The sequence below is a fragment of the Pseudomonas sp. DVZ6 genome, assembly GCF_024259445.1.
GTDB lineage: Bacteria > Pseudomonadota > Gammaproteobacteria > Pseudomonadales > Pseudomonadaceae > Aquipseudomonas > Aquipseudomonas peradeniyensis.
In genome coordinates this window covers 1-21,238 of record NZ_JANCLM010000019.1, presented here as the reverse complement: position 1 = coordinate 21,238, position 21,238 = coordinate 1, and the positions used below count along the sequence as shown (strand labels likewise).

Sequence of the window (21,238 nt, the reverse complement as noted above, 5' to 3'; positions counted from 1 at the left end):
TAAACTTGTGCCGGCCAAATCGCGGGGCAAGCCCGCTCCCACGTCAGGCCGTGGGAGCGGGCTTGCCCCGCGATAGCTTTTACGACAAATCAGACCAGGTGCAGGTGGTTATCCCAGAAGCCTGAAGGCAGGTTCATCGGCTGGCCGATCAGCTCTGCCTTGCGGCAATCGTAGAACCGGCAACGCCCCTGCCCGGAAGTGACGACGAAGCCATCCTTCACCGCCCCGACCCCGGCGCAATCTGGCATCGGCGCGTCGAGCTTCACCGCGCCGCTGTCCAGGTCCCAGATGAACAGGCGATTGGCCCGTGGCGCGGTCAGTGCCACCAGGCGCAGGTCGCTGTGAATCGCGACGCTGGCAGTGTACTGGGCCATCGACTGCAGCTGGCGCTCCGGCACCGGGAAGGCCTTGAACGGCTCGCCCGGACGCTTGATCGCCAGCAGCTCGGCGGTCTCCTCGGCGCCACCCATGAACTGCTGGCAGGCGGCGATGGTGCCATCGTCGCCCACCGCCAGGTGGCGCACGCTGTTCATCTGCTGGGCCAGGGTCTCCTTGCTCAGCAGGGTGCCGTCGCGCTGCATCAGCACCAGGCTCGGCTGCATGGCGTCGAGGTTCATCTCTACCCGGCTCTCGGCCTCGGTGCGGATACCGCCGTTGGCCACCACCAGGGTCTCGCCATCGGGCAGCCAGGCCACTTCGTGGGGGCCGATGCCGTGGGTGGAGAGCTCGCCGCTGTGCACCAGGCGCTCGCCTTCGAAACGGTAGACGCCCAGTACGCCGCGACCGGGGTCGGTGGTGTCGTTCTCGGTGGTGTACAGCCACTCGCCATCCTTGTGGATCACCGCATGGCCGTAGAAGTGCCGCTGCGGTTGCGAGGCGAGGGTCTGCAGCAGCCGGCCGTCGCGCAGGTCGACCAGGTAGCTCTCGGTACCGGGCCGGCGCGCGACGAACAAGGCGATCGGCAGCGTCGGGTGGTTGATGATCGCATGGCAACGCTGGGCCACCTGGGTGCTGAACACCTGGGTGCCGTCCAGGCGAAAGCCCACGGCGTAGTGCTGGCCGTCGCCGTCGTCGCGCGCCGACAGCAGCAAGGGTTCGCTGCCTTTGCCGCGGAACAGGCTCCAGCCGCCCAGGGTCAGGGCACTGAGCAACACGCTACCGAGTTTCAGGGCCTGGCGTCGCAGCATGATCAGTCACCGTCGTTGGCATTGAAGCCCAGCTGGATGTTCAACGCCTTGGCCAGCTCGCCCTCGTGCAGGCGGTGGACGACGTTGAGCGCGTCGTAGATCTGGTTGAGGGTCTGCTTGCCGGCGTCGTCGGCAAGCAGCTCGCCCAGGGTCTTCTGGTTGTCGGCCAGCAGTTTGATCGCCGCAGCGTAGGCGTCGTCGATCTTTTGCGCCAGTGCCGTCTGGTCCTTGCCCAGCAGGCCGCGCAGGCCCTGGTTGTCGACCCCGACCCATACCGTCTGGGCGGCCTTGAGCGAGGCTTCCAGGCTCTTGATCGACGAGTGGCTGCGCCAGGCCTCGGCCTGCAGCGGCTGCGCGATGCCCTTGCTCTGCCGGCCCATCGGCGCGCCGAGTTTCTTCTTCAGGGTGTCCAGGGCGGTGACCTGGGCCCGCAGCAGGTCGGCGATCGCCTCGTGGGAGTCGGCGTAGCGCTGGTTGGGGAACTTGGTCATCTGCGACAGCATGCCGTCGGTGCTGTTCCAGCCCTTGAGGATCTCCTCGGCCAGGGCCTTCTGGTGTTCACCGATGGCCACCAGCAGCGGGCAGTAGCGGGCCTTCTGCTCGGCGCTGGCGATGTCCGGCTTGCTGTCGAACAGGATGTATTCGTAGGCCGACAGGCCACGCACCACCACGCTGGCCTTGCCCAGCGACTCGGCGGTGACCGCCTGTTCGCCGTTGACCAGCTGCTCGACCTGGCGACCGACCAGGTTCTTCTTGTCGGGCCAGAACTGTACCTGCCAAGGGCGGTTACCCTCGGCCAGCGGGCCGACCAGCAGCGGCTGCAGCTCGGCCCAGGCCTTCTGCGCGTTGAGGAAGTCAGCGCGGGCGGTCTCCAGGGACTGTTTGCCTTCGCAGTAGGCCAGGGCGCTGGCGGCCAGCTGCCGGTCGGCCTCGACCCAGCGGCTGTAGGTCGGCAGGATCACCTGTTTGGCGATGGCCGCGGAGGTCACCGCCTGCGGGTCTTGCGGCGAACAGGCGCCGAGGGCGAGTGCGGCGAGGCTGGTGAACAACAGTTTGGGTCGGAACATGCCCGGCTCCTTGTGCGGTTTAAAGGGAATTCAGGAACGCCAGCAGCGCGGCGCGCTGCTCGGCATTGAAGGTCAGTACGTGATCGCGCGCCGCCTGGGCCTCGCCACCGTGCCAGAGCACGGCTTCGAGCAGATTGCGGGCGCGGCCGTCGTGGAGGAACTGGCTGTGGCCGCTGACGGTTTCGCTCAGGCCGATGCCCCACAATGGCGGGGTGCGCCAGTCCTGGCCGTTGGCGGCGAACTCGGTGCGCTCGTCGCTAAGGCCCGGGCCCATGTCGTGCAGTAGCAGGTCGCTGTAGGGGCGGATCACCTGGCCGGCCAGTTCCGGCTCGGCCGCATCGGCGGCAGTGGTGAACTGTGGCGTGTGGCAGCCCTGGCAGCCGGCCTGGTAGAACAGGTTCTTGCCCGCCAGCACCTGCGGCGCATCGACGTTGCGCCGGGCCGGCACGGCGAGGTTGCGGGTGTAGAAGGTGACCAGGCGCAGGATGTTGTCGCTGACTTCCTTCTCGCCGCCCTGGCCGTCGCCATTGGGTGCGGCCAGGCAATCGGCCTGCGCCGCCGTGCAGTCGTCCTTTGGCAGCAGGGTGGTGGTCAGGCCCATGTCTCCGGCGAAGGCGTGCACGTTCTGCTGGTTGACGTTGGGCTGTCCGGCCTTCCAGCCGAAGCGGCCGACCACGGTCTTGCCCTGGGCGTCGTCCCAGACCCGGTTGGCGCGGCCGCGGATACCGTCGCGGTTGAGGTCATCCGGGTCCTCGTTGGCCAGCAGGTCGGCTTCGGGGATGGCTTCGAGCAGGCCCAGGCCGATCATCGGCGGGGCGACCCGGGCCGAGAAGCGGGTGTCCGGGTGCAGCGGGCCGTAGCCGAGCTGGCTGATCTGCAGGGTCGGGCGGCGCAGTTCGACCTGGTGGCCGTCCTTGAAGGTGACGCTGTGGTTGTCGTAGCTCACCCGCACCTTGCCTTCCGGGGCCACGCCGGGGATGGACATGTCCTGCAGCTGGGTGCCGTAGACCGGTTCGGGGACCACGCCCAGGCGCTCGATCTCGCGGGCGTAGTAGGGCTGGTCGGGGATCGACAGGCGCACCAGCATCGACACCGCGTTGCTGTCGTCCGGCTCCGGCGGATGGCCGCGACCGTCACGCACATGGCAGTTCTGGCAGGCGTTGGTGTTGAACAACGGGCCCAGGCCATCGCGGGCGGTGGTGGTGGACGGGGCAATCACCCAGGGGTTGCGAAAGAAGCTGTTGCCCACGGCGAAATCCAGGCGTCGTTCCGGCGTGAGGTTGGCCGAGGGCAGCGAATAGGCGTTGCGGTCGCTGCGTTGCACCGTGGCCTTGCCGCCGGAGAGGGCTTCGCCGGGCTCGGCCTGGGTGAAACGCGGAGCGTCGTCACAGGCGGCGAGGGCGAAGGCCAGCAGCAGGGGGCTTAGGCGGAGCAAGGACATCGAGGATCCTGGGCATGGGCGAAAAACCGGCGTGCAAGCTTATCAGGCCAGGGATGTTTGAATAAGAGCAATTTGCAATTGCTGGATGAAATCGATGTCAGTTGGCCTATCGGTAGGAGCGGCCTTGTGCCGCGAAAGGGCCGCGAAGCGGCCCCGGGATTTCGGAGCTGATGCAGAAACTGCCGGGGCTGCGTTGCAGCCCTTTCGCGGCACAAGGCCGCTCCTACAAGGGGGCGGTGGTGTTGCTGGAAAACAAAAAGGCGGCCCGAAGGCCGCCTCTGCTGAACCACGACGCTGATCAGAACTCGTGATCGGCGGTATCCGGGTTCAGGTTGTCGATGCCCAGCTTGCCCGCGGCCTGCTCGATCGCGCCGGTCTGCTTGACCAGCGAGGCGATGGCGTCACGCACGATCTGGTTGCCGGCGGCGTTGTCGGCGGCGATCAGCTGGTCGTAGTGCTCGCCCTTGAGGGCGTGATCGACGATCACCTGGATCTTGGCCTCGGTGGCTTCCAGGTCGGCCTTGAGGGTGGCGTCGGTGGCCGGGTCGGCCTTGGCCACCAGCGACGACAGGCTCGGGCCGCTCAGCTTGGTACCGTCGACACGGGTGTACTCGCCCAGGTAGACGTTGCGGATGCCCTTGGCGTCGTAGAAGTGCGAGTAGTGGGTGTTGTCGCTGAAGCAGTCGTGCTCGTCTTCCGGCGAGTTGGCTTCCAGCGAGACCTTCATGCGCTCGCCGGCCAGCTCGCCCAGCGACAGGCTGCCCATGCCGAACAGCATCTTGCGCAGGCCGTCGTTGGCCGGCTCGCCCTCGAGGGTGGCGCGGTAGTTGTCGGCGACGTTCGGCGCCCAGTTGCCGACCATCTCCTCGAGGTCCTTGACCAGCAGGTCGGTAACCGCTTTCAGGTAGGCGCGGCGACGGTCGTTGTGGCCGCCCGTGGCACCCTTGCCTTCCAGGTAGTCGGAAGCCGGACGGTTGCCCGCGCCTGGGCCTGTGCCATTGAGGTCCTGGCCCCAGAGCAGGAACTCGATGGCATGGTAGCCGGTGGCGACGTTGGCCTCCGAGCCGCCCAGCTCGTTGAGGGTGGCGAGCTTCTCGGGGGTGATGTCCTTGACGTCGATCTTGTCTTCGCCGACCTGGATCTCGGTGTTGGCGATGATGTTGGCGTTGGCCGCCGGGTTGCCCAGGGCGTGCTCGTAGCTCTTGTCGACGTAGTCGATCAGGCCTTCGTCCAGGGGCCAGGCGTTCACCTGGCCTTCCCAGTCGTCGATGATGGTGTTGCCGAAGCGGAACACTTCGCTTTGCAGGTACGGCACGCGCGAGGCGACCCAGGCATCACGGGCGGCCTTCAGGGTCTGGTCGTTGGGCTTGGCCAGGAACGCGTCGACGGCGGTCTGCAATTGCTTGGCGGTGCTCAGCGAGTCGCTGTACACGGCATGGACCATGTCGGCGTAGTGCTTGACCACGGCCTTGGCGGCCGCTTCATCGACAGCCCCCGGCGCTGCGGCGGCGGTGCTGGCGGCGGCAGGTGCCTGGGCTTGCGGTGCGGCGGCCTTGTCGTCCTTGCCTTCGCCGCAACCGGCGAGGGCGATGGCGATGGCCAGCAGACTGGCGGAGGCCAGAGGCATTCGAATCATTGTGGTTTCCTGCGTCGTGTGGTTGGACCAAGGGTGGACCGTGCGCCGTGGCACGCGAAACCGCCACATCATGCGAAAGATTTGCATTTGCTGTAAAGGGGCGGGCGCGCATTTCATGCAAACGCCCGTTCGCGGTGCACCGCCAAGGCCGGCGGGGCTTACAGGGCGGAAACCTGGTTGCGTTGCGCCTGTTTGAGGAAACTGGTCAGTTCGCGCGCGGACAACGGCTTGCTGTAGTGGTAGCCCTGACCCTCGTGGCAGCCCTGGGCGATGATGTAGCTCTCCTGCTCGGCGGTCTCGACGCCTTCGGCGATCACCTGCATGCCCAGGCTCTTGCCCAGCTGGATGATGGCGCGAACGATGGTGGCGTCGTCGTCATCGTCGAGCAGGTCCTGGACGAAGCTCTTGTCGATCTTGATCTTGTCCAGCGGCAGCGATTTCAGGTAGCTGAGCGAGGAATAGCCGGTGCCGAAGTCATCGATGGCGATCAAGGCGCCGGAGCGGCGCAGGCTCAGCAGGTGCTGGGCGGCGGTGCTGATGTCTTCCATCAGGCCGGTCTCGGTGACTTCCAGCTCCAGGCTGCGGGGTGGCAGGCGGTAGGCCTGCAGCAGGTTGTTGACCACCCGCGGCAGTTCGTTGTGGTGCAGTTGCACGGTGGACAGGTTGACCGCCATGCGCAGTTCGCTGAAGCCCTGGTCGTGCCATTCGCGCAGTTGCCGGCAGGCCTGGTCGAGCACCCATTCGCCGATGCTGATGATGCTGCCGTTCTGCTCGGCCAGGGGGATGAACTGGTCGGGCGGGACCATGCCCAGCTCCGGGTGCTGCCAGCGCAGCAGCGCCTCGACGCCGACCACGCGGTGGTCGCGGTAGCTGATCTGCGGCTGGTACACCAGGTACAGCTGGTTGCGCGGCAGGGCTTCGCGCAGGTCCTTTTCCAGCTCGCGACGGCGGCGCATCTCGCTGTCGACACTGGCGATGTAGAACTGGTAGCGGTTACGTGAGCGGGCCTTGGCCAGGGTCATGGTCTGCTCGGCTTTCTGCAGCAGCTTCTCGGTGCTGTCGCCGTCCTCGGGGAACAGGGTAATGCCGATGGTGGCGCGCAGGCGGATCTGCTGGTGGTCGAGGTCGAAGGGCGCCTCGAGGTCGTCGAGGATGCTCTGGGCCAGTTCGGCGGCTTCATAGGGCTGCTCGATGTTGGCCTGGACCAGGGCGAACTGGTCGCCCCCCAGCCGGGCCAGGGCGCCAAGGCGGCCGCTGTGGGCGCGCAGGCGGTCGGCCAGGGCCAGCAGCAGCTGGTCGCCGACCTGGTAGCTGAACTGCTCGTTGATGCCCTTGAAGTCGTCCAGGCCCACGCACAGCACGGCGACGCGGCGTTGCAGGCGGCCACCGTCGTCCAGGATCTTGTCCAGTTGCTGTTGCAACTGCTGGCGGTTGGGCAGGCCGGTGAGGAAGTCGTACTGGGCCATGCGCTGCAGGCTGTTCTCGGCCTCGTGGCGCAGGTGGGTGTTGCGTTCGATGGAGGCCAGCAGCTGGTTGGCGGTGTTGACCCAGAGGCCCAGCTCGTTGCGCTCGTGACCCTTGAGCTGCGGGATCTGGTGCTGGCTGGGGCGGTCGGGGTTTATCTGGGTCAGGTGGTCGATGATCTTCGACAGTGGCTTGGTCAGCAGCCAGTGGTACACCAGGTACAGCACCAGGCCCATGGCCAGTGCCCTGAGCACGCCGGAGATGAAGATGATCACGGCGTTGATCAGGAAGTCCTCGCCGTAGGAGGAGGTGTCGAGGGTGATGCTCAGGTCGCCGTAATACTCGCTGTACGGGCCGCGGCCGACCAGCTGCGTGGTGTAGGTGCGCTCCTGGCCGAGGATCAGGTCGGTCAGCCAGCGCATGGACATGTCCTGCAGCGGCCGGGATTTTTCCGCCAGCATGGTTTCGTTCGGGTGGCCGATGGAGGCCATGCGCACCGATTCGTCCTGGAACAGGCCTTCCATCACCTGCATGCCCATTTCCCGGTCGAGGCTGTACACCGCCTGGGTCGATGGGTCGCGGAACATGTCGAGGATGCGCTGGGCATCGTTGTTCACGGACTGGCGGGTCTTGTAGGCGTCATAGACGATCTGCGCACAGCTGAGTACGACGCCGACAGCCAGCGCCGAGAGCAGTACGACCCTCAGCAGCTTGACCGATAAGCTGTTTCGAAATTCCAGCTTCAATGGGGTTTCCTTAATCCATGCGCATGCCATTATTTTGCCATCAACCATGGCGGGAGACTATCGACCCGATACCCCGGCAGGCAACCCGTCCGTCGACGGAATTGCCCTTGGCTCTGTATCGGTCGAGCGGTCATGCGACTTGAGTGCGCTGCGTCAACTTTCCAGATGGTTGATGTTAGCGCGCTATGCGGGCTGAGCAAGAGCGCGGAGATGGGTTGCAAACAATTCTGTCAGGTATGCCGTTACCGAATGCGGCGACATCCCGCCAGGCAATAAAAAACCCGGCACTCAGGCCGGGTCTTTTGAATTCAAGGCGAATGATCAGGCCTTGAAGGTCTTGCCTTCGAACTGCTCGGCAACGAAGGTCCAGTTGACCAGGTTCCAGAACGCCTCGACGTACTTCGGACGCAGGTTGCGGTAGTCGATGTAGTAGGCGTGTTCCCAGACGTCGCAGGTCAGCAGCGGGGTGTCGCCGCTGGTCAGCGGGCAGCCGGCGCCGATGGTGCTGGCCAGGGCCAGGGAGCCGTCGGCCTTCTTCACCAGCCAGCCCCAGCCGGAGCCGAAGGTGCCGACCGAAGTCTTGGTGAACTCTTCCTTGAACTTGTCGAACGAACCGAAGGCGGCGTTGATGGCCTCGGCCAGGGCGCCGGTCGGCTGGCCGCCGCCGTTTGGCGACAGGCAGTTCCAGTAGAAGGTGTGGTTCCAGACTTGGGCTGCGTTGTTGAAGATGCCGCCCGAAGAGCTCTTGACGATCTCTTCCAGGGTCTTGCCTTCGAATTCGGTGCCTGGGACCAGGTTGTTCAGGTTCACGACATAGGTGTTGTGGTGCTTGTCGTGGTGAAACTCCAGGGTTTCCTTGGAGATGTGCGGCTGCAGGGCATCGTGGGCGTACGGCAGCGGCGGCAATTCAAAAGCCATGGTGGATCTCCTGATTCAGGTCTGTTTGCGGTTTGCGCCAGGCCTCACGGGTGGCCTGATGAGCGTCGGCGAGTTTGTACCCTTTGCGACGCAAGGGCTGGATCATAGCACCGGCCCGGGCGCTTAACCACGCAACATCTGTGGGGAATAGAGGTTCCAGAGCGGTTGGCGGGTGCCGACCGGTGGTTAGCCAGGAGCATTGCTGTAGACGGTCATCAGTCCATCGGGATACACATTTGAGCAGGAAGCAGAGTTGCAAGCATTACCAGCGTGGGAGCGGGCTTGCCCCGCGAACACCGGCACAGCCGGTGCCAGGCACCGCATCGCGGGGCAAGCCCGCTCCCACGCTGGTGATCTGGTGTATTCAGTTGAAGATCAACTGCGCCGCCACCGCGAACATCATCACCGCCACCATCAGGTCGAGCATGCGCCAGGTCGCCGGGCGTGCCAGCCACGGCGCCAGCCAGGCGGCGCCGATCGCCAGGGTCGAGAACCACACCAGCGAGGCACTGGCGGCGCCGGCCACGTAGGCGCCGGGCACGGTCTGCTGTGCGCCGAGGGAGCCGATCAGCAGCACGGTGTCCAGGTACACATGGGGGTTGAGCAGGGTCACCGCCAGCGCGCTCAGCAGCACCGCGCGGCGCGAGCGCACACCCTGGCCTTGCTGGTGCTGCAGGCTTTGCTTGGAAAACGCGCTGCGCAGGGCCTTGGCGCCGTACCAGATGAGGAACACCGCGCCACCCCAGCGCGCCACGGCCAGCAGCGTGGGATTGTGCGCCAGCACCGTGGCCAGGCCGAACACGCCAGCGGCGACCAGCAGCGCGTCGCAGACCACGCACAGCGCCGCCACCGGCAGGTGATGTTCGCGGCGCAGGCTCTGCGCCAGGACGAAGGCGTTCTGCGCGCCGATGGCCATGATCAGGCCGAAGGCCACCAGCATGCCGTTGAGATAGCTTTGCCACATAGCGGGAACACTCCACGGGCACCGATGCAAGCATCGGCACGGATCAACAAGAAAGATGTGGCTATTGTCAGGGCTGCAGCTGTATAAGAAAAACAAATAGAGCTGATCAGTCATTAGAGAAATCGATGTTCGACTACAAGCTGCTCGCCGCCCTCGCCGCGGTGATCGAACAAGGCGGTTTCGAACGTGCCGCCCAGGTGCTGGGGCTGTCGCAATCGGCCATCTCGCAACGCATCAAGCTGCTCGAAGCGCGGGTCGGCCAGCCGGTGCTGGTGCGCGCCACGCCACCGAGCCCGACCGAGGTCGGCCGGCAGTTGCTCAACCATGTGCAGCAGGTGCGCCTGCTCGAGCGCGACCTGCAGCGCCAGGTGCCGGCGCTGGACGAGGAAGGCATGCCAGAGCGCCTGCGCATCGCCCTCAACGCCGACAGCCTGGCGACCTGGTGGGCCGGTGCGGTGGGGGCCTTCTGCGCGCAGCAGCAGGTCTTGCTTGACCTGGTGGTCGAGGACCAGGAGGTCGGCCTCAAGCGCATGCGTGCCGGCGAGGTTGCGGCCTGCCTGTGCGGCAGCGAACGTCCCGTGGCTGGGGCGCGCAGCCTGCCGCTGGGGTCGATGCGCTATCGAGCGCTGGCCAGTCCCGCGTTCATGGCGCGCTACTTCCCCCAGGGTTTCGCGGTCGAGCGGTTGGCCCGTGCCCCGGCAATCGTGTTCGGGCCGGACGATTTTCTCCAGCATCGCTACCTGGCGTCGCTAGGCGTGCAGGAAGGTTTCCTGCATCACCTATGCCCCTCGTCCGAAGGTTTCCTGCGCATGACCGAGGCCGGCCTGGGCTGGGGGCTGGTGCCGGAGCGGCAGGTGGCCGAGCAGCTGGCCCGTGGTGAGCTGGTGGAAATCTGCGCCGATACTCCCATCGATGTACCGCTGTACTGGCATCATTGGCGCAACGGCGGGCAGTTGCTCGCCCAGCTGACCGACCACCTGCGCCATTCGGCGCGGCAGTGGCTGGTGCCCTTGTAGGCACATCGGGCGTCAGTTGCATCCGAAATCTGGCAAGGCGGAGTCTTACATGCGAATTCTGGTCACCGGCGCGAGCGGCTTCATTGGCGGGCGCTTTGCGCGTTTCGCCCTGGAGCAGGGCCTGGAGGTGCGGGTCAATGGTCGGCGGGCAGAGGGCGTGGAGCACCTGGTCAAGCGCGGGGCGCAGTTCATCCCGGGCGACCTGGGCGACGCCGAATTGGCCCGGCGCCTGTGCCAGGGTGTGGATGCGGTGGTGCATTGCGCTGGCGCCGTGGGCACCTGGGGCCGCTACCAGGACTTCCACCAGGGCAACGTGGTGTTGACCGAGAACGTGGTCGAGGGCTGCATCAAGGAGCATGTGCGGCGCCTGGTGCACCTGTCGTCGCCGTCGATCTACTTCACCGGCCGGTCACGCCTGGATATCCGCGAGGACCAGGTACCGCGCCGCTTCCATGACCATTACGCGCTGACCAAGCACCTGGCCGAGCAGAAAGTGTTCGGCGCCCAGGAGTTCGGCCTGGAAGTGCTGGCGCTGCGACCGCGTTTCGTCACCGGGGCCGGCGACGCAAGCATCTTCCCGCGGCTGATGCGCATGCAGGCCAAGGGGCGCGTGGCGATCATCGGCAATGGCCTGAACAAGGTCGATTTCACCAGTGTGCACAACCTCAACGAAGCGCTGCTCAGTGCGTTGTTCGCCGAGGAGCAGGCACTTGGCCAGGCCTACAACATCAGCAACGGCCAGCCCTTGCCGCTGTGGGACGTGGTCAACTACGTGATGCGCCGCATGCAGCTGCCGCAGGTCACCCGCTACCGCTCCCCCGGCCTGGCCTATGGCCTGGCGGCGCTCAACGAGGCCGCCTGCCTGCTTTGGCCCGGGCGTCCGCAGCCGACCCTCAGCCGCACGGCGGTGCAGGTGATGAGCAGCGATTTCACCCTCGATATCGGCCGCGCCCGGCAGTACCTGGACTACCGACCCCAGGCCGATGTGTGGTCCGCGCTGGATGAATTCTGTGCCTGGTGGCAGGCGCAGGCGGGACAACGCTGAACCTGTGGGCGGGATGATGGTCATCAGTGCGCCGCCCAGGCGGTTTATACTCATGTCTCTTTGCTACCACCGCGGTTGAATGCACCCATGCGTAACGACGCCCACGACGATTTTGACGATGTGCCCACCTTGCGTGCCGGCACCCCCGACGACGATGAACTGCTGCCCGCCCATGTGGCCCGCAGCCGCCAGAAGGCGGCGCGCCCACGCAGCAATGGCCCGCTGTGGGCCTTGCTCGGTGCCTCGTTCATCGCCCTGGGCGGGCTTGGCTGGTGGAGCTTCCAGCAGATCACCCTGATGGAGCAGCAACTGGTCGCGACCCAGGAAAGCTTTGCCCGCATCAGCGAGGAAGCGGCCGGGCGGTTGCAGGCAATCAGCGGCAAGGTCGATGCCAGCGAGTCCAGCAACAGCACTGGCAGCGAGGCGTTGAAGCTGCAGATTCGCCAGTTGCAGGCCTCGCTGGCCGAGCAGGGCAAGCAGCAACAGGGCGTCGCCGGCCAGGCCGGCGACCTGGGCAAGCGCCTGGAGCAGGTGCTGGCCGACACCCGCGAACAGCAGAAGGTGGTGACCGAGTTGCAGGGACAGTTGCAGGCGCAGCTCAAGGCGGTCAACGCTGAGCTTGCGACGCTCAAGTCGGGCCAGGTGGATGGCGGCAAGCTGGATGGTCAGCTCAAGAGCCTGAGCAATGAAGTGGCGGCGCTGAAGAAACAGGGCAACCCGAGCGCGGCCATCGAGCGCCTGGAGCAGGATGTGCTGGTGCTCAAGAGCCAGGTGGACAACCGCCCGGCCACATCGGCCGGCGGCGCCTCGGTGCAGGAGTTCGATGCCTTCCGCGGGCAGGTGACGCGCAACATCAGTACCCTGCAGAGCCAGATCCAGAACCTGCAGCAGCAGATCAACGCCCGGCCCTGAGTCCTTGGACTATCGCTGGGCAAGCCCGCTGCCACGACGACGAACCTGCCCTACGTTCGCTTCACTCACATCCGTGGATAGTCGATGTAGCCCACGGCCCCCTTGGCGTAGAAGGTTTCCGGACGCGGCGCATTGAGCGGCGCGTCGGCGGCCAGGCGCGCGGGCAGGTCGGGGTTGGCGATGAACGGGATGCCGAAGGCCACCGCATCGGCCTTGCCGCTGGCCAGGGCAGCGTTGGCGCTGGCCTTGTCGAAGCGCTCGTTGACGATATACGGGCCAGCGAACGCCGCCTTGATCAGTGGGCCGATGCTGTCGTCGCCTTCCTTCTCCCGCGAGCAGATGAAGGCGATGCCACGCTTGCCCAGCTCCCGTGCCACGTAGGTGAAGGTCTCGGCACGGTCGGCGTCGCCCATGTCGTGGGCATCGGCCCGTGGCGCCAGGTGCACGCCCACGCGGCCCGGGCCCCATACCTCGATGGCGGCGTCGGTAACTTCCAGCAGCAACCGCGCGCGGTTCTCCAGCGAGCCGCCATAGCGGTCGGTGCGCTGGTTGGTGCTGCTCTGCAGGAACTGGTCGAGCAGGTAGCCATTGGCGCCGTGGATCTCCACGCCGTCGAAGCCGGCGGCCTTGGCGTTCTCGGCGCCGCTGCGATAGGCCTCGACGATGTCGGCGATCTCTTCGGTTTCCAGGGCTCGTGGGGTCGGATAGTCGCTCAATGGGCGCACCAGGCTGACATGGCCCTTGGGCTGGATCGCGCTGGGGGCCACCGGCAGCTCGCCGTTCAGGTACGACGGGTGGGAGATGCGCCCGACATGCCACAGTTGCAAGAAGATCCGCCCACCGGCGCCGTGGATGGCCTTGGTCACGTTGTGCCAGCCACGCACCTGCTGGTCGTTCCAGATTCCCGGGGTATCCGGATAGCCGACGCCCATCGGCGTGACCGAGGTCGCTTCGCTGAGAATCAGGCCGGCGCTGGCGCGCTGTACGTAGTACTCGGCCATCAGCGCGTTGGGCACGCGGCCTTCGTCGGCGCGGCAGCGGGTCAGCGGGGCCATGATGATGCGGTTGGGCAGTTCCAGGTCGCCCAGCGTGATCGGGTCGAACAGCGTAGTCATATGCGAAGCCTCGCGTGGATCAGGTCAGAGCTCTTGGCTCATTTGCTCGAGGAACGCCTTGATGGTCGCCTCGTTGCGTTTGAAGAAATGCCACTGGCCGATCTTCTGGCTGCTGATCAGGCCGGCGCGCTGCAGGGTGGCCAGGTGGGCGGAGACGGTCGACTGCGACAGGCCGCAGCGTTGGTCGATCTGCCCGGCACACACACCGTGCTCGGTGCTGTGGTGCTGGTCGGGAAACTGCGCGGCCGGATCTTTCAGCCAGTTGAGGATGTCTCGCCGGACCGGGTGGGCCAGGGCTTTTATGATTTCGTCGAGATCGAGGGGCATGGTTGGCTCGTGGTGTGTAGCGGTATATCGCGATGGAGCGAAATATAAATCGCTGCATCGCGATATACAAATATGAAAGGGTTCTGAGGCAAGCGTCATTGGCTATATCGGTTCATGACGATATGGGGGTGGGCGGTGCTAGACTGGCGCCATGAACTACCTCGCGCACCTTCACCTGGGCGGCCCGGCGCCGCAACAACTGCTCGGCAGCCTGTATGGCGACTTCGTCAAGGGCACGCTGGAGGGACGTTTTCCGCCGGCGCTGGAGGCTTCGATCCGGCTGCACCGGCACATCGACAGCTACACCGACAGCCACCCGCTGGTGCTGGCGGCGCTGGCGCGTTTCCCGCGCGAGCGGCGGCGCTTCGCCGGGATCGTGCTGGATGTGTTCTTCGATCATTGCCTGGCCAGGCACTGGGGGGAGTACGCGGAGCAGCCGCTGGTACAGTTCACCGGTAACTTCTACAAGGTGCTGCTGGCTGAACCGCAGCTGCCGGGCCGGCTGGCACGGATCGCGCCGTTCATGGCGGCGGATGACTGGCTGGGGGCCTATGGCGACTTCGCCACCCTGGAGCAGGTGTTTGGCGGCATTGCCCGGCGCTTGTCACGGCCCGAGGGGATGGACGGGGTGATGGGGGAGCTGGAGCGTCTGTATGAGCCTTTGTTGGCGGATTTTCGTGAGTTCTATCCGCAACTGCAGGCGTTTGCGGTAGCGCGAAGAGTGGCAGGCAGTTGATGCTCTCCTGCCTGTGCTGGCCTCTTCGCGGGTAAACCGCTCCCACAGGTACAGTGCACTAGTTGAAGCTGGCGTTGCCCTTGTGGGAGCGGGTTTACCCGCGAAGAGGCCGGCACAGCTGACGTCAACTGTTCAGGCCGCCTTGGCCAGGCGGCGCGGCTCGACTTCCACGATGCCGAACAATGCCTGGCGCACCGCCTGCTGCGCCTGGAACGCCAGCGCCGCGCGTTCCTGGCCTTCGCTGCCAATCGGAGGCAACAGGTGGATCACCACCTCGCCCCGGTCGTGGCCAAAGATCCGCATCAGATGGGACACCAGGTCGTCCTCGCCAATGAACGGCGCGATCGAATCGGCTTGACCCGCGCGCAGATACTGGATCGCCACCGGCTGCAGCGGCGTGCCCTGATCGATGGCCCCGGCGAGTAGACGTCCATGGAAGGTACGCAGGGTGCGACCGTCGGTGGTGGTGCCTTCCGGGAAGATCAGCAGGGGGCGTTGCTCGCCCAGCTGTTCGCTGATCTGCTGGCGCAGGCGTTGGGCATCGCCACCGCCACGGCGGATGAACAACGTACCGGCTTTTTCGGCCAGCCAGCCGGCCACCGGCCAGTGGCGGACCTCGGCCTTGGACAGGAACGACAGCGGTGTGAGCATGCCGAGCAGCGGGATATCGGTCCACGATACATGATTGCAGACCCAGAGCATTGGCCGTTGTGGCAGTTCACCCCTGACCTTTACGTCGAAGGGCAGGGCGGCAACCAGGCGGCCCATGAACAGGCGTGTCCAGCGCTGGCGGTGTTCGATCGAGGCCTTCAGGCCCAGGCGTTCGCCCAGGGCGATGATGCTGGCCATTGCCAGCCCCAGGGTCAGCACCAGGAACAGCCGCAATAGGCGGGCAGCGGCCCGCAGGCGCAGCATCAGACCGCCGCCTTGAAGTGACGGGCGTAGCGCGGGCAGAGGTCGTCGCGCTTGAGCAGGATGAACACGTCGGCGACCTGGAAGTCCTCGTCCCAGCAAGGCTCGCCGCAGATCTTCGCGCCCAGGCGCATATAGGCCTTGAGCAGCGGCGGCATCTCGGCGATGACGTTGTTCGGCAACGGCAGGCTGGGCAACGGGTTCTTCGGTTCGGCGCGCAGGTGTTCGGTGCACAGGTAGCGTTCGCGCAGGCGCTGCATGATCGCGTGGGCTTGTACGCCGCCGTCCTGCATGGGGATGCTGGCGCAGCCCATCAGGTAGCTGTAGCGGCCTTCGTTGAGCACTTCGGCCAGCTCGCTCCAGAGCACGGCGATGGTGCCGCCGTTGCGGTAGGCCGGGTCGACGCAGGTGCGGCCCAGTTCGAGGATCGGGCCCTGCAGCTGCAACAGCCCGTGCAGGCTGAATTCTTCTTCGCTGTAGAAGCGGCCCAGGCTGCTGGCGGCCTGGTGGTCGAGCAGGCGGGTGGTGGCGACCAGTTGGCCGGTGGCCAGGTCGCGCACGCCGATGTGGCGGCAGTGGATGTCGTAGTCGTCCATGTCCAGGCCGTGTTCGGCGCCCTTGAGCTTGGCCTTGAATTCGGCGCTGAACACCTTGAAGCGCAGGGCCTGTGCTTCCTGCAGGGCCGCGGCGCCGACCAGGCGTTCGGCTTGCAGACGGCGTTCAGTGCTGTTGTCGCCAGAGCGAGCGATCCGAGTCATTGCGAGTCTCCATAAGCCAGCCAAAGGGTTGCGGCCGGTCGGCTTTGTTGTGCAAAGTCAGCCTAGGTACGCCCGGTGTCACCCCTGTGAATCTTTGGTGATGCTTGCGTGACACCCCTACAAGGAGCTTGCGATGGCCTGGTTGCAACGACTCAACGACCCTTTGCGCCACCCACTGGCGGCGACCTTGGGCGAAACCTATGCGGCGGTGCTTGAACGCCTGGGCGCCGTCGCGCCGTTCGAGCTGGCGGTGCTGGGCGGGCGGGCCATGGCCACGCCGGGCCTGGCCTTCCTGCTCGGTTACCAGGCGGCGCTGCGCGTGCTCTGGCCCAGCGCCCCCGCCAGCCTGGGGGCGTTGTGCGCCACCGAGCGGCGCAGCGTGCGCCCGGCGGACATGCACACCCGCCTCGATGGTTTGCGCCTGACCGGCAGCAAGGACTTCGTCACCGCCGGGCTGGACGCTGAATGGCTGTTGGTGGCGGCGCGCCATGAAGGGCCGGGCGAGGCGCCGCGGTTGCAACTGGCGGTGGTCTATCCGGGGGAGCCGGGTGTCAGCCTCGAGGCCTTGCCGACCCTGCCGTTGATGCCCGAAGTCGGCCATGGCCGGCTGCAGCTCAAGGAGGCCGCGTGCGAGTTGCTTGCCGGCGATGGCTGGGACGCCTACGTCAAACCGTTCCGTTCCCTTGAAGACCTTTATGTGCTCGCCGCGCTGGTGGCCTGGCTGCATGGCGTCGCCCAGGAATGCGCCTGGCCGCAGGACCTGCGGCTGCGGTTGATCGCGCTGCTGGCCGGTTGTGCCGAGGGCAGCCGGCAATGCCCGGACAGCGTGGCCTGCCACTTGCTGCTGGGTGGCCTGTTTGCCCAGTTCCAGGGCTTGCGGAGCGAGATCGACCAGGCGTTGGCCGCAGGGCCCGAGCACTGGGCGCAATTGTGGCTGCGCGACCAGGGCCTGCTGGCGCTGGCTGGCGCGGCCCGTGACAAGCGCCTGGCCAAGGCCTGGAGTGCCGCCGGATTGTCATGAAAGCCTGAGAAATTGGGGGCACCTTTGAACCTGGGCCGCCGTGCGCCCGATCGCGGGACCTGTGGGAGCGGGCTTGCCCCGCGATGGGCGCACAGCAGCCCTCTGCAGGTTGCTCCCCATGAAGGCACTATTGCTTGCCCTGGCCATGACCGCAGGCCCGGCCTTGGCCGAAGACTGGCCCACAGCGCAGTGGCCAGTCGATAACGCTGTCATCGACTGGCAAGCCGTCGACTCCTACGCCTTCGCGCCACGCGCTGCCGAACGCGGCGGCATTCGTACCGACGCACTGTTGATCATTCGCGATGGTCGTATTCTCCACGAGCGCTACGTTGAGCCAACCCGTGCCGACACACCGCACCTGACCTGGTCAGTCAGCAAGAGCGTGCTGGCCACGGTCATGGGCGTGGCCTACGGTGAGGGGCGCTTCAAACTCGACGAACCGGCCGTGCGCTACTACCCGGCCCTGCAGCAGCATCCCGGGCTGCGCCTGGCCGACCTGTTGCACTGGGCCAGTGGCCTGGCCTGGCAAGAGGACTACGAATATGCACCCTTGAAGTCGTCGGTGGTGGCCATGCTCTATACCCGTGGCCGCACCGACATGGCGGCCTACACGGCGGCAATGCCCGCCGCCAGTGCGCCCGGCACGCATTTCGCCTATTCCAGCGGCGACAGCAACCTGCTCGCCGCCAGCCTGCGCGGCATGCTCGACCCCGCGGGCTATGCCGACTACCCCTGGCAGGCCCTGTTCACCCCGCTGGGGATCGACAGCGCGGTCTGGGAGCGGGATGGCGTGGGTACCTATGTCGGTTCTTCCTATCTCTATCTCGATGCCCGCGACCTGGCGCGCATCGGCCTGCTGATGCAGCGCGACGGACGCTGGCGCGAGGGCCAGTTGCTACCAGCTGATTGGGTGGCGTTCAACCGCACCCTGTTCAGCGCCGCCCAGCCGGTGCCGGGCGAAGCCAACCCCGGCGGTCATTGGTGGCTCAACCAGCCGCTGCCCGGGGAGTCGGCGCCGTGGCCGGATGCGCCAGCGGACACCTTCGCCGCGCTCGGCCATTGGGGCCAGGCGCTCTATGTGCTGCCCTCGCGCAAGCTGGTGATCGTGCGCTACGCCGATGACCGCGACGCCAGCTTCAGCCACAACGAACTGCTCAAGCGGGTGCTGGCCGCCGTGGCCGGGGAGGGCGCATGAAGCGGGTCGTGCTCGTGCTGTTGCTGGCCGGGTTGGCCTGGGCCTGGCATGAGCGCCGGGCGCTGGCGGACTTCCCGGGCATTCTCTCGGCCTATTCGGCGAAGGAGTATTGTTCGTGCCGCTTCGTCATGGGCTTCGCTGAAACCTACTGCCGAGGCTATGTACAGCAGTACCTGCCCTTGAGCCTGCTGGAGGAGGACGGCGCCCGGCGCCTGGTCACCGCCGAAGGACTGGGGCGGCGCAACCAGGCCGCCTGGCAGGGCATGCGCGAGGGCTGCCGCTTGCTGCCGTGAGACCGTGCGGGTAAGGTTGACGGCCTTGATTTACAGGATTTCACATGTTCAAGCCGTCCCGCCTGCTGCCCGCCCTCCTGCTCGCCCTGTGCCTGCCCGCTCACGCCAACTGGCACCTGGACGGCGAGTCCTCGCGCCTGTCCTTCGTCACCGGCAAGAACGGCAATATCTCCGAGGTCAACCGATTCCTGGTGCTGCACGGCAAGGTCGACCGCAAGGGCGCGGCCGAAGTGAGCATCGAGATGGACTCGATCAGCAGCGGTATCCCGCTGCGCGACGAGCGCATGCGCGACAACCTGTTCGCCTTCGAGCAGTTCCCCGAGGCCACGGTACAGGCGCAGATCGACCTGCGTCCGATCAACGACCTGGCCAATGGCGCGCAGCTGGAGCTGCGCCTGCCGGTCAGCGTCACCCTGCATGGCCAGACCCGCAGCTACAACACCCTGCTGCTGGCCACGCGCCTGGACGAGCGACGATTCCAGGTGGTGACCCTCGAGCCGCTGATCCTGCGCGCCTCTGACTTCGGCTTGCTGCCGGGTCTGGAAAACCTGCGCAAGCTGGCCGGGCTCAAGTCGATCAATCCCTCGGTGCCGGTGAGCGCGGTGCTGATCTTCACTGCCCGCTGACATGCCGGGGCCGGTCTTCCCCTGGCGGGATGGCAACCAGTTCGAACTGCTGATCGACGGCCCCGAGTTCTTTCCGCGCATGCTGCTGGCGATCGTGCGCGCCGAGTTCCAGGTCGACCTGGAGCTGTACCTGGTCGAGGGCGGCGCCTGCGCCGAGGCGGTGGTCGAGGCCCTGGAGCAGGCGGCGCGCCGCGGCGTACGGGTGCGCTGCCTGTTCGACGACTACGGCTCGCTGGCCTTCCCCACGGCCCTGCGCGAGCGCCTGCTGGCGGCGGGCGTCTACCTGCGCTGGTACAACCGCCTGCGCTGGCGCCGGGGTTTGCGCAACCTCTATCGTGATCATCGCAAGCTGCTGCTGGTGGATGAGCGGCTGGCGGTGGTCGGCGGCACCGGGGTCACCGATGAATTCTGGACGCCGGGCGAGGAGGCCAGCGAATGGCACGAGGTGATGGTGCGCATGCAGGGGCCGATCGTCACTGACTGGCAACTGTTGTTCGATCGCCAGTGGCACGCCAACCAGCGCCGCACCGCCTGGCGTCCGCCCGAGGGCTTCGGCCTGCCGCGCCTGCCCCAGGTCCCGGCTCAGGGCCAGGGCATGGGTCGGGTGGCCTACGCCGACGCCCGCCAGCACAAGGACATCCTGCATGCGCTGGTCCGCGCCCTGAACAGCGGCCAGCGCCGTATCTGGCTGGCCACGCCTTACTTTCTACCGACCTTCAGCGTGCGCCGCTCCCTGCGCCGCGCTGCGCAGAAGGGCCTCGATGTGCGACTGCTGTTGACCGGCCCGCGCACCGATCATCCGGCGGTGCGCTATGCCGGGCACCGCTACTATCCGCGACTGCTGCGCGCCGGGGTGCGGATCTTCGAGTACCAGCCGTGCTTCCTGCACCTGAAGATGGTGCTGGTGGATGACTGGGTCAGCGTGGGGTCGTGCAATTTCGATCACTGGAACCTGCGCTTCAACCTCGAAGCCAACGTCGAGGCCCTCGACCCGCCGCTGACTGCCGCGGTGGCCGCCAGCTTCGAGCGCGACTTCGCCCAGAGCCTGGAAGTCGATCTGGCGCGCTGGCATGCGCGGCCGTTGTGGCGGCGGGTGCAGCAGCGCCTGTGGGGCTGGCTCGACCGGGTGGTGGCCAACCTGTTGGATCGCCGAAACTAGCGTCGTATATCGCCTTCTGGCAAAGCGGACTATCGTGCAGGGACTGTTCCCAGACAACCGAAGGAGTGGATGCGATGACGGCGAAGAAGATTCTCATGCTGGTGGGCGATTACGTCGAGGACTACGAGGTCATGGTGCCATTCCAGGCCCTGGCCATGGTCGGCCATACCGTCCATGCCGTGTGCCCGGAGAAGATTGCCGGGCAGACGGTGCGCACGGCGATCCACGATTTCGAGGGCGAGCAGACCTACAGCGAGAAGCCGGGACACAATTTCGCCCTGAACTACGACTTCGTCCAGGTGCGCGCCGAAAGCTACGACGCGTTGCTGATTCCCGGTGGCCGCGCCCCAGAGTACCTGCGCCTGAACGACAGGGTGCTGGAGCTGGTCAAGGCCTTCGACCAGGCTGGTAAGCCGATCGCGGCGGTGTGCCATGGGGCCCAGTTGCTGGCGGCGGCAGGTGTGCTCGAAGGGCGTGAGTGCAGCGCGTATCCCGCCTGTGCACCCGAGGTACGGCTGGCGGGTGGGCGGTTCATCGATATCGCGGTGGACCAGGCCCACGTGGATGGCAACTTGGTTACCGCGCCGGCCTGGCCTGCGCATCCGGCGTGGCTGGCGGCGTTCTTGAAAGTGCTGGGCACCCGTATCTCCTGACTGACACGCTGAACTGTAGGAGCGGCCTCGTGCCGCGAATGGGCCGC

At 66.3% G+C, this 21,238-nt stretch carries 21 protein-coding genes; 10 read left to right on the top strand and 11 right to left on the bottom strand.

The window, feature by feature from the left end:
- Positions 1 to 89: 89 nt before the first annotated feature.
- The 7 genes from NMG10_RS12930 to NMG10_RS12900 form a co-directional block, all read right to left on the bottom strand.
- The gene (locus NMG10_RS12930; RefSeq protein WP_232854654.1) at positions 90 to 1,187 is read right to left on the bottom strand and encodes a DUF1513 domain-containing protein; all 1,098 of its coding nucleotides are present in this window, start codon (positions 1,185 to 1,187) and stop codon (positions 90 to 92) included.
- A 2-nt stretch (positions 1,188 to 1,189) separates the two neighbouring features.
- Positions 1,190 to 2,254, bottom strand: coding sequence for an imelysin family protein (locus NMG10_RS12925; RefSeq protein ID WP_254464484.1), 1,065 nt, complete (start codon positions 2,252 to 2,254; stop codon positions 1,190 to 1,192).
- Between the two features lie 19 nt (positions 2,255 to 2,273).
- Positions 2,274 to 3,695 (bottom strand): di-heme oxidoredictase family protein, encoded by a 1,422-nt coding sequence (locus NMG10_RS12920; RefSeq protein WP_254464483.1) that lies wholly within the window; start codon positions 3,693 to 3,695, stop codon positions 2,274 to 2,276.
- Between the two features lie 298 nt (positions 3,696 to 3,993).
- On the bottom strand, positions 3,994 to 5,331 hold the full coding sequence (locus NMG10_RS12915; protein WP_203647882.1) for an imelysin family protein: 1,338 nt from the start codon (positions 5,329 to 5,331) through the stop codon (positions 3,994 to 3,996).
- A 158-nt stretch (positions 5,332 to 5,489) separates the two neighbouring features.
- On the bottom strand, positions 5,490 to 7,541 hold the full coding sequence (locus NMG10_RS12910; RefSeq protein WP_050703880.1) for a bifunctional diguanylate cyclase/phosphodiesterase: 2,052 nt from the start codon (positions 7,539 to 7,541) through the stop codon (positions 5,490 to 5,492).
- A 321-nt stretch (positions 7,542 to 7,862) separates the two neighbouring features.
- The gene (locus NMG10_RS12905; protein WP_203647881.1) at positions 7,863 to 8,459 is read right to left on the bottom strand and encodes a superoxide dismutase; all 597 of its coding nucleotides are present in this window, start codon (positions 8,457 to 8,459) and stop codon (positions 7,863 to 7,865) included.
- A gap of 364 nt (positions 8,460 to 8,823) precedes the next feature.
- Entirely contained in the window at positions 8,824 to 9,423 is a 600-nt protein-coding gene (locus NMG10_RS12900) for a LysE/ArgO family amino acid transporter (RefSeq protein ID WP_186713154.1), read from the bottom strand.
- 125 nt (positions 9,424 to 9,548) lie between these two features.
- Here NMG10_RS12900 and NMG10_RS12895 point away from each other — a divergent pair, with 125 nt between their 5' ends.
- From NMG10_RS12895 to NMG10_RS12885, 3 genes are all read left to right on the top strand, one after another.
- Positions 9,549 to 10,439 (top strand): LysR family transcriptional regulator ArgP, encoded by an 891-nt coding sequence (locus NMG10_RS12895; RefSeq protein WP_186713153.1) that lies wholly within the window; start codon positions 9,549 to 9,551, stop codon positions 10,437 to 10,439.
- 49 nt (positions 10,440 to 10,488) lie between these two features.
- The gene (locus NMG10_RS12890) at positions 10,489 to 11,484 is read left to right on the top strand and encodes an NAD(P)-dependent oxidoreductase (RefSeq protein ID WP_203647880.1); all 996 of its coding nucleotides are present in this window, start codon (positions 10,489 to 10,491) and stop codon (positions 11,482 to 11,484) included.
- A gap of 87 nt (positions 11,485 to 11,571) precedes the next feature.
- Positions 11,572 to 12,396 carry an ATPase gene (locus tag NMG10_RS12885; RefSeq protein WP_234562680.1) on the top strand — a complete coding sequence of 275 codons (825 nt, stop codon included), beginning with the start codon at positions 11,572 to 11,574 and terminating at the stop codon, positions 12,394 to 12,396.
- Positions 12,397 to 12,461: 65 nt separating this feature from the next.
- Here NMG10_RS12885 and NMG10_RS12880 read toward each other — a convergent pair whose 3' ends face one another.
- Entirely contained in the window at positions 12,462 to 13,511 is a 1,050-nt protein-coding gene (locus tag NMG10_RS12880; RefSeq protein ID WP_203647878.1) for an alkene reductase, read from the bottom strand.
- 24 nt (positions 13,512 to 13,535) lie between these two features.
- Complete coding sequence (locus NMG10_RS12875; RefSeq protein ID WP_084941921.1) at positions 13,536 to 13,838, bottom strand: helix-turn-helix transcriptional regulator; 303 nt, start codon at positions 13,836 to 13,838, stop codon at positions 13,536 to 13,538.
- A 151-nt stretch (positions 13,839 to 13,989) separates the two neighbouring features.
- Here NMG10_RS12875 and NMG10_RS12870 point away from each other — a divergent pair, with 151 nt between their 5' ends.
- Positions 13,990 to 14,574: an ACP phosphodiesterase gene (locus NMG10_RS12870; RefSeq protein WP_203647876.1), complete on the top strand. Its 585-nt coding sequence runs from the start codon at positions 13,990 to 13,992 to the stop codon at positions 14,572 to 14,574.
- A 132-nt stretch (positions 14,575 to 14,706) separates the two neighbouring features.
- On the opposite strand, the gene NMG10_RS12865 is transcribed toward NMG10_RS12870, so the two are convergent.
- Together NMG10_RS12865 and olsB are read right to left on the bottom strand one after the other, a co-directional pair.
- Positions 14,707 to 15,489, bottom strand: a complete 783-nt coding sequence (locus NMG10_RS12865; RefSeq protein ID WP_254464482.1) for a 1-acyl-sn-glycerol-3-phosphate acyltransferase — start codon at positions 15,487 to 15,489, stop codon at positions 14,707 to 14,709.
- Positions 15,489 to 16,244, bottom strand: coding sequence for an L-ornithine N(alpha)-acyltransferase (olsB, locus tag NMG10_RS12860; protein WP_028689712.1), 756 nt, complete (start codon positions 16,242 to 16,244; stop codon positions 15,489 to 15,491). The genes NMG10_RS12865 and olsB overlap by 1 nt, the downstream gene beginning before the upstream one ends.
- Before the next feature lie 133 nt (positions 16,245 to 16,377).
- Between olsB and NMG10_RS12855 the strand changes: the two genes are divergently transcribed.
- The 6 genes from NMG10_RS12855 to NMG10_RS12830 all read left to right on the top strand — a co-directional run bounded on the left by NMG10_RS12855 (position 16,378) and on the right by NMG10_RS12830 (position 21,191).
- Positions 16,378 to 17,265, top strand: coding sequence for an acyl-CoA dehydrogenase (locus NMG10_RS12855; RefSeq protein WP_203647874.1), 888 nt, complete (start codon positions 16,378 to 16,380; stop codon positions 17,263 to 17,265).
- Positions 17,266 to 17,383: 118 nt separating this feature from the next.
- Positions 17,384 to 18,460 carry a serine hydrolase gene (locus NMG10_RS12850; protein WP_254464481.1) on the top strand — a complete coding sequence of 359 codons (1,077 nt, stop codon included), beginning with the start codon at positions 17,384 to 17,386 and terminating at the stop codon, positions 18,458 to 18,460.
- The gene (locus NMG10_RS12845) at positions 18,457 to 18,753 is read left to right on the top strand and encodes an amidase (protein WP_203647872.1); all 297 of its coding nucleotides are present in this window, start codon (positions 18,457 to 18,459) and stop codon (positions 18,751 to 18,753) included. Before NMG10_RS12850 ends, NMG10_RS12845 begins: the two co-directional genes overlap by 4 nt.
- 44 nt (positions 18,754 to 18,797) lie before the next feature.
- A complete protein-coding gene (locus NMG10_RS12840) occupies positions 18,798 to 19,379 on the top strand; it encodes a YceI family protein (RefSeq protein WP_254464480.1) in 582 nt (193 codons plus the stop codon).
- A gap of 1 nt (position 19,380) precedes the next feature.
- A complete protein-coding gene (locus NMG10_RS12835; RefSeq protein ID WP_203647871.1) occupies positions 19,381 to 20,538 on the top strand; it encodes a phosphatidylserine/phosphatidylglycerophosphate/cardiolipin synthase family protein in 1,158 nt (385 codons plus the stop codon).
- Between the two features lie 74 nt (positions 20,539 to 20,612).
- Positions 20,613 to 21,191, top strand: a complete 579-nt coding sequence (locus NMG10_RS12830; RefSeq protein WP_062572944.1) for a DJ-1/PfpI family protein — start codon at positions 20,613 to 20,615, stop codon at positions 21,189 to 21,191.
- Positions 21,192 to 21,238 lie beyond the last annotated feature (47 nt).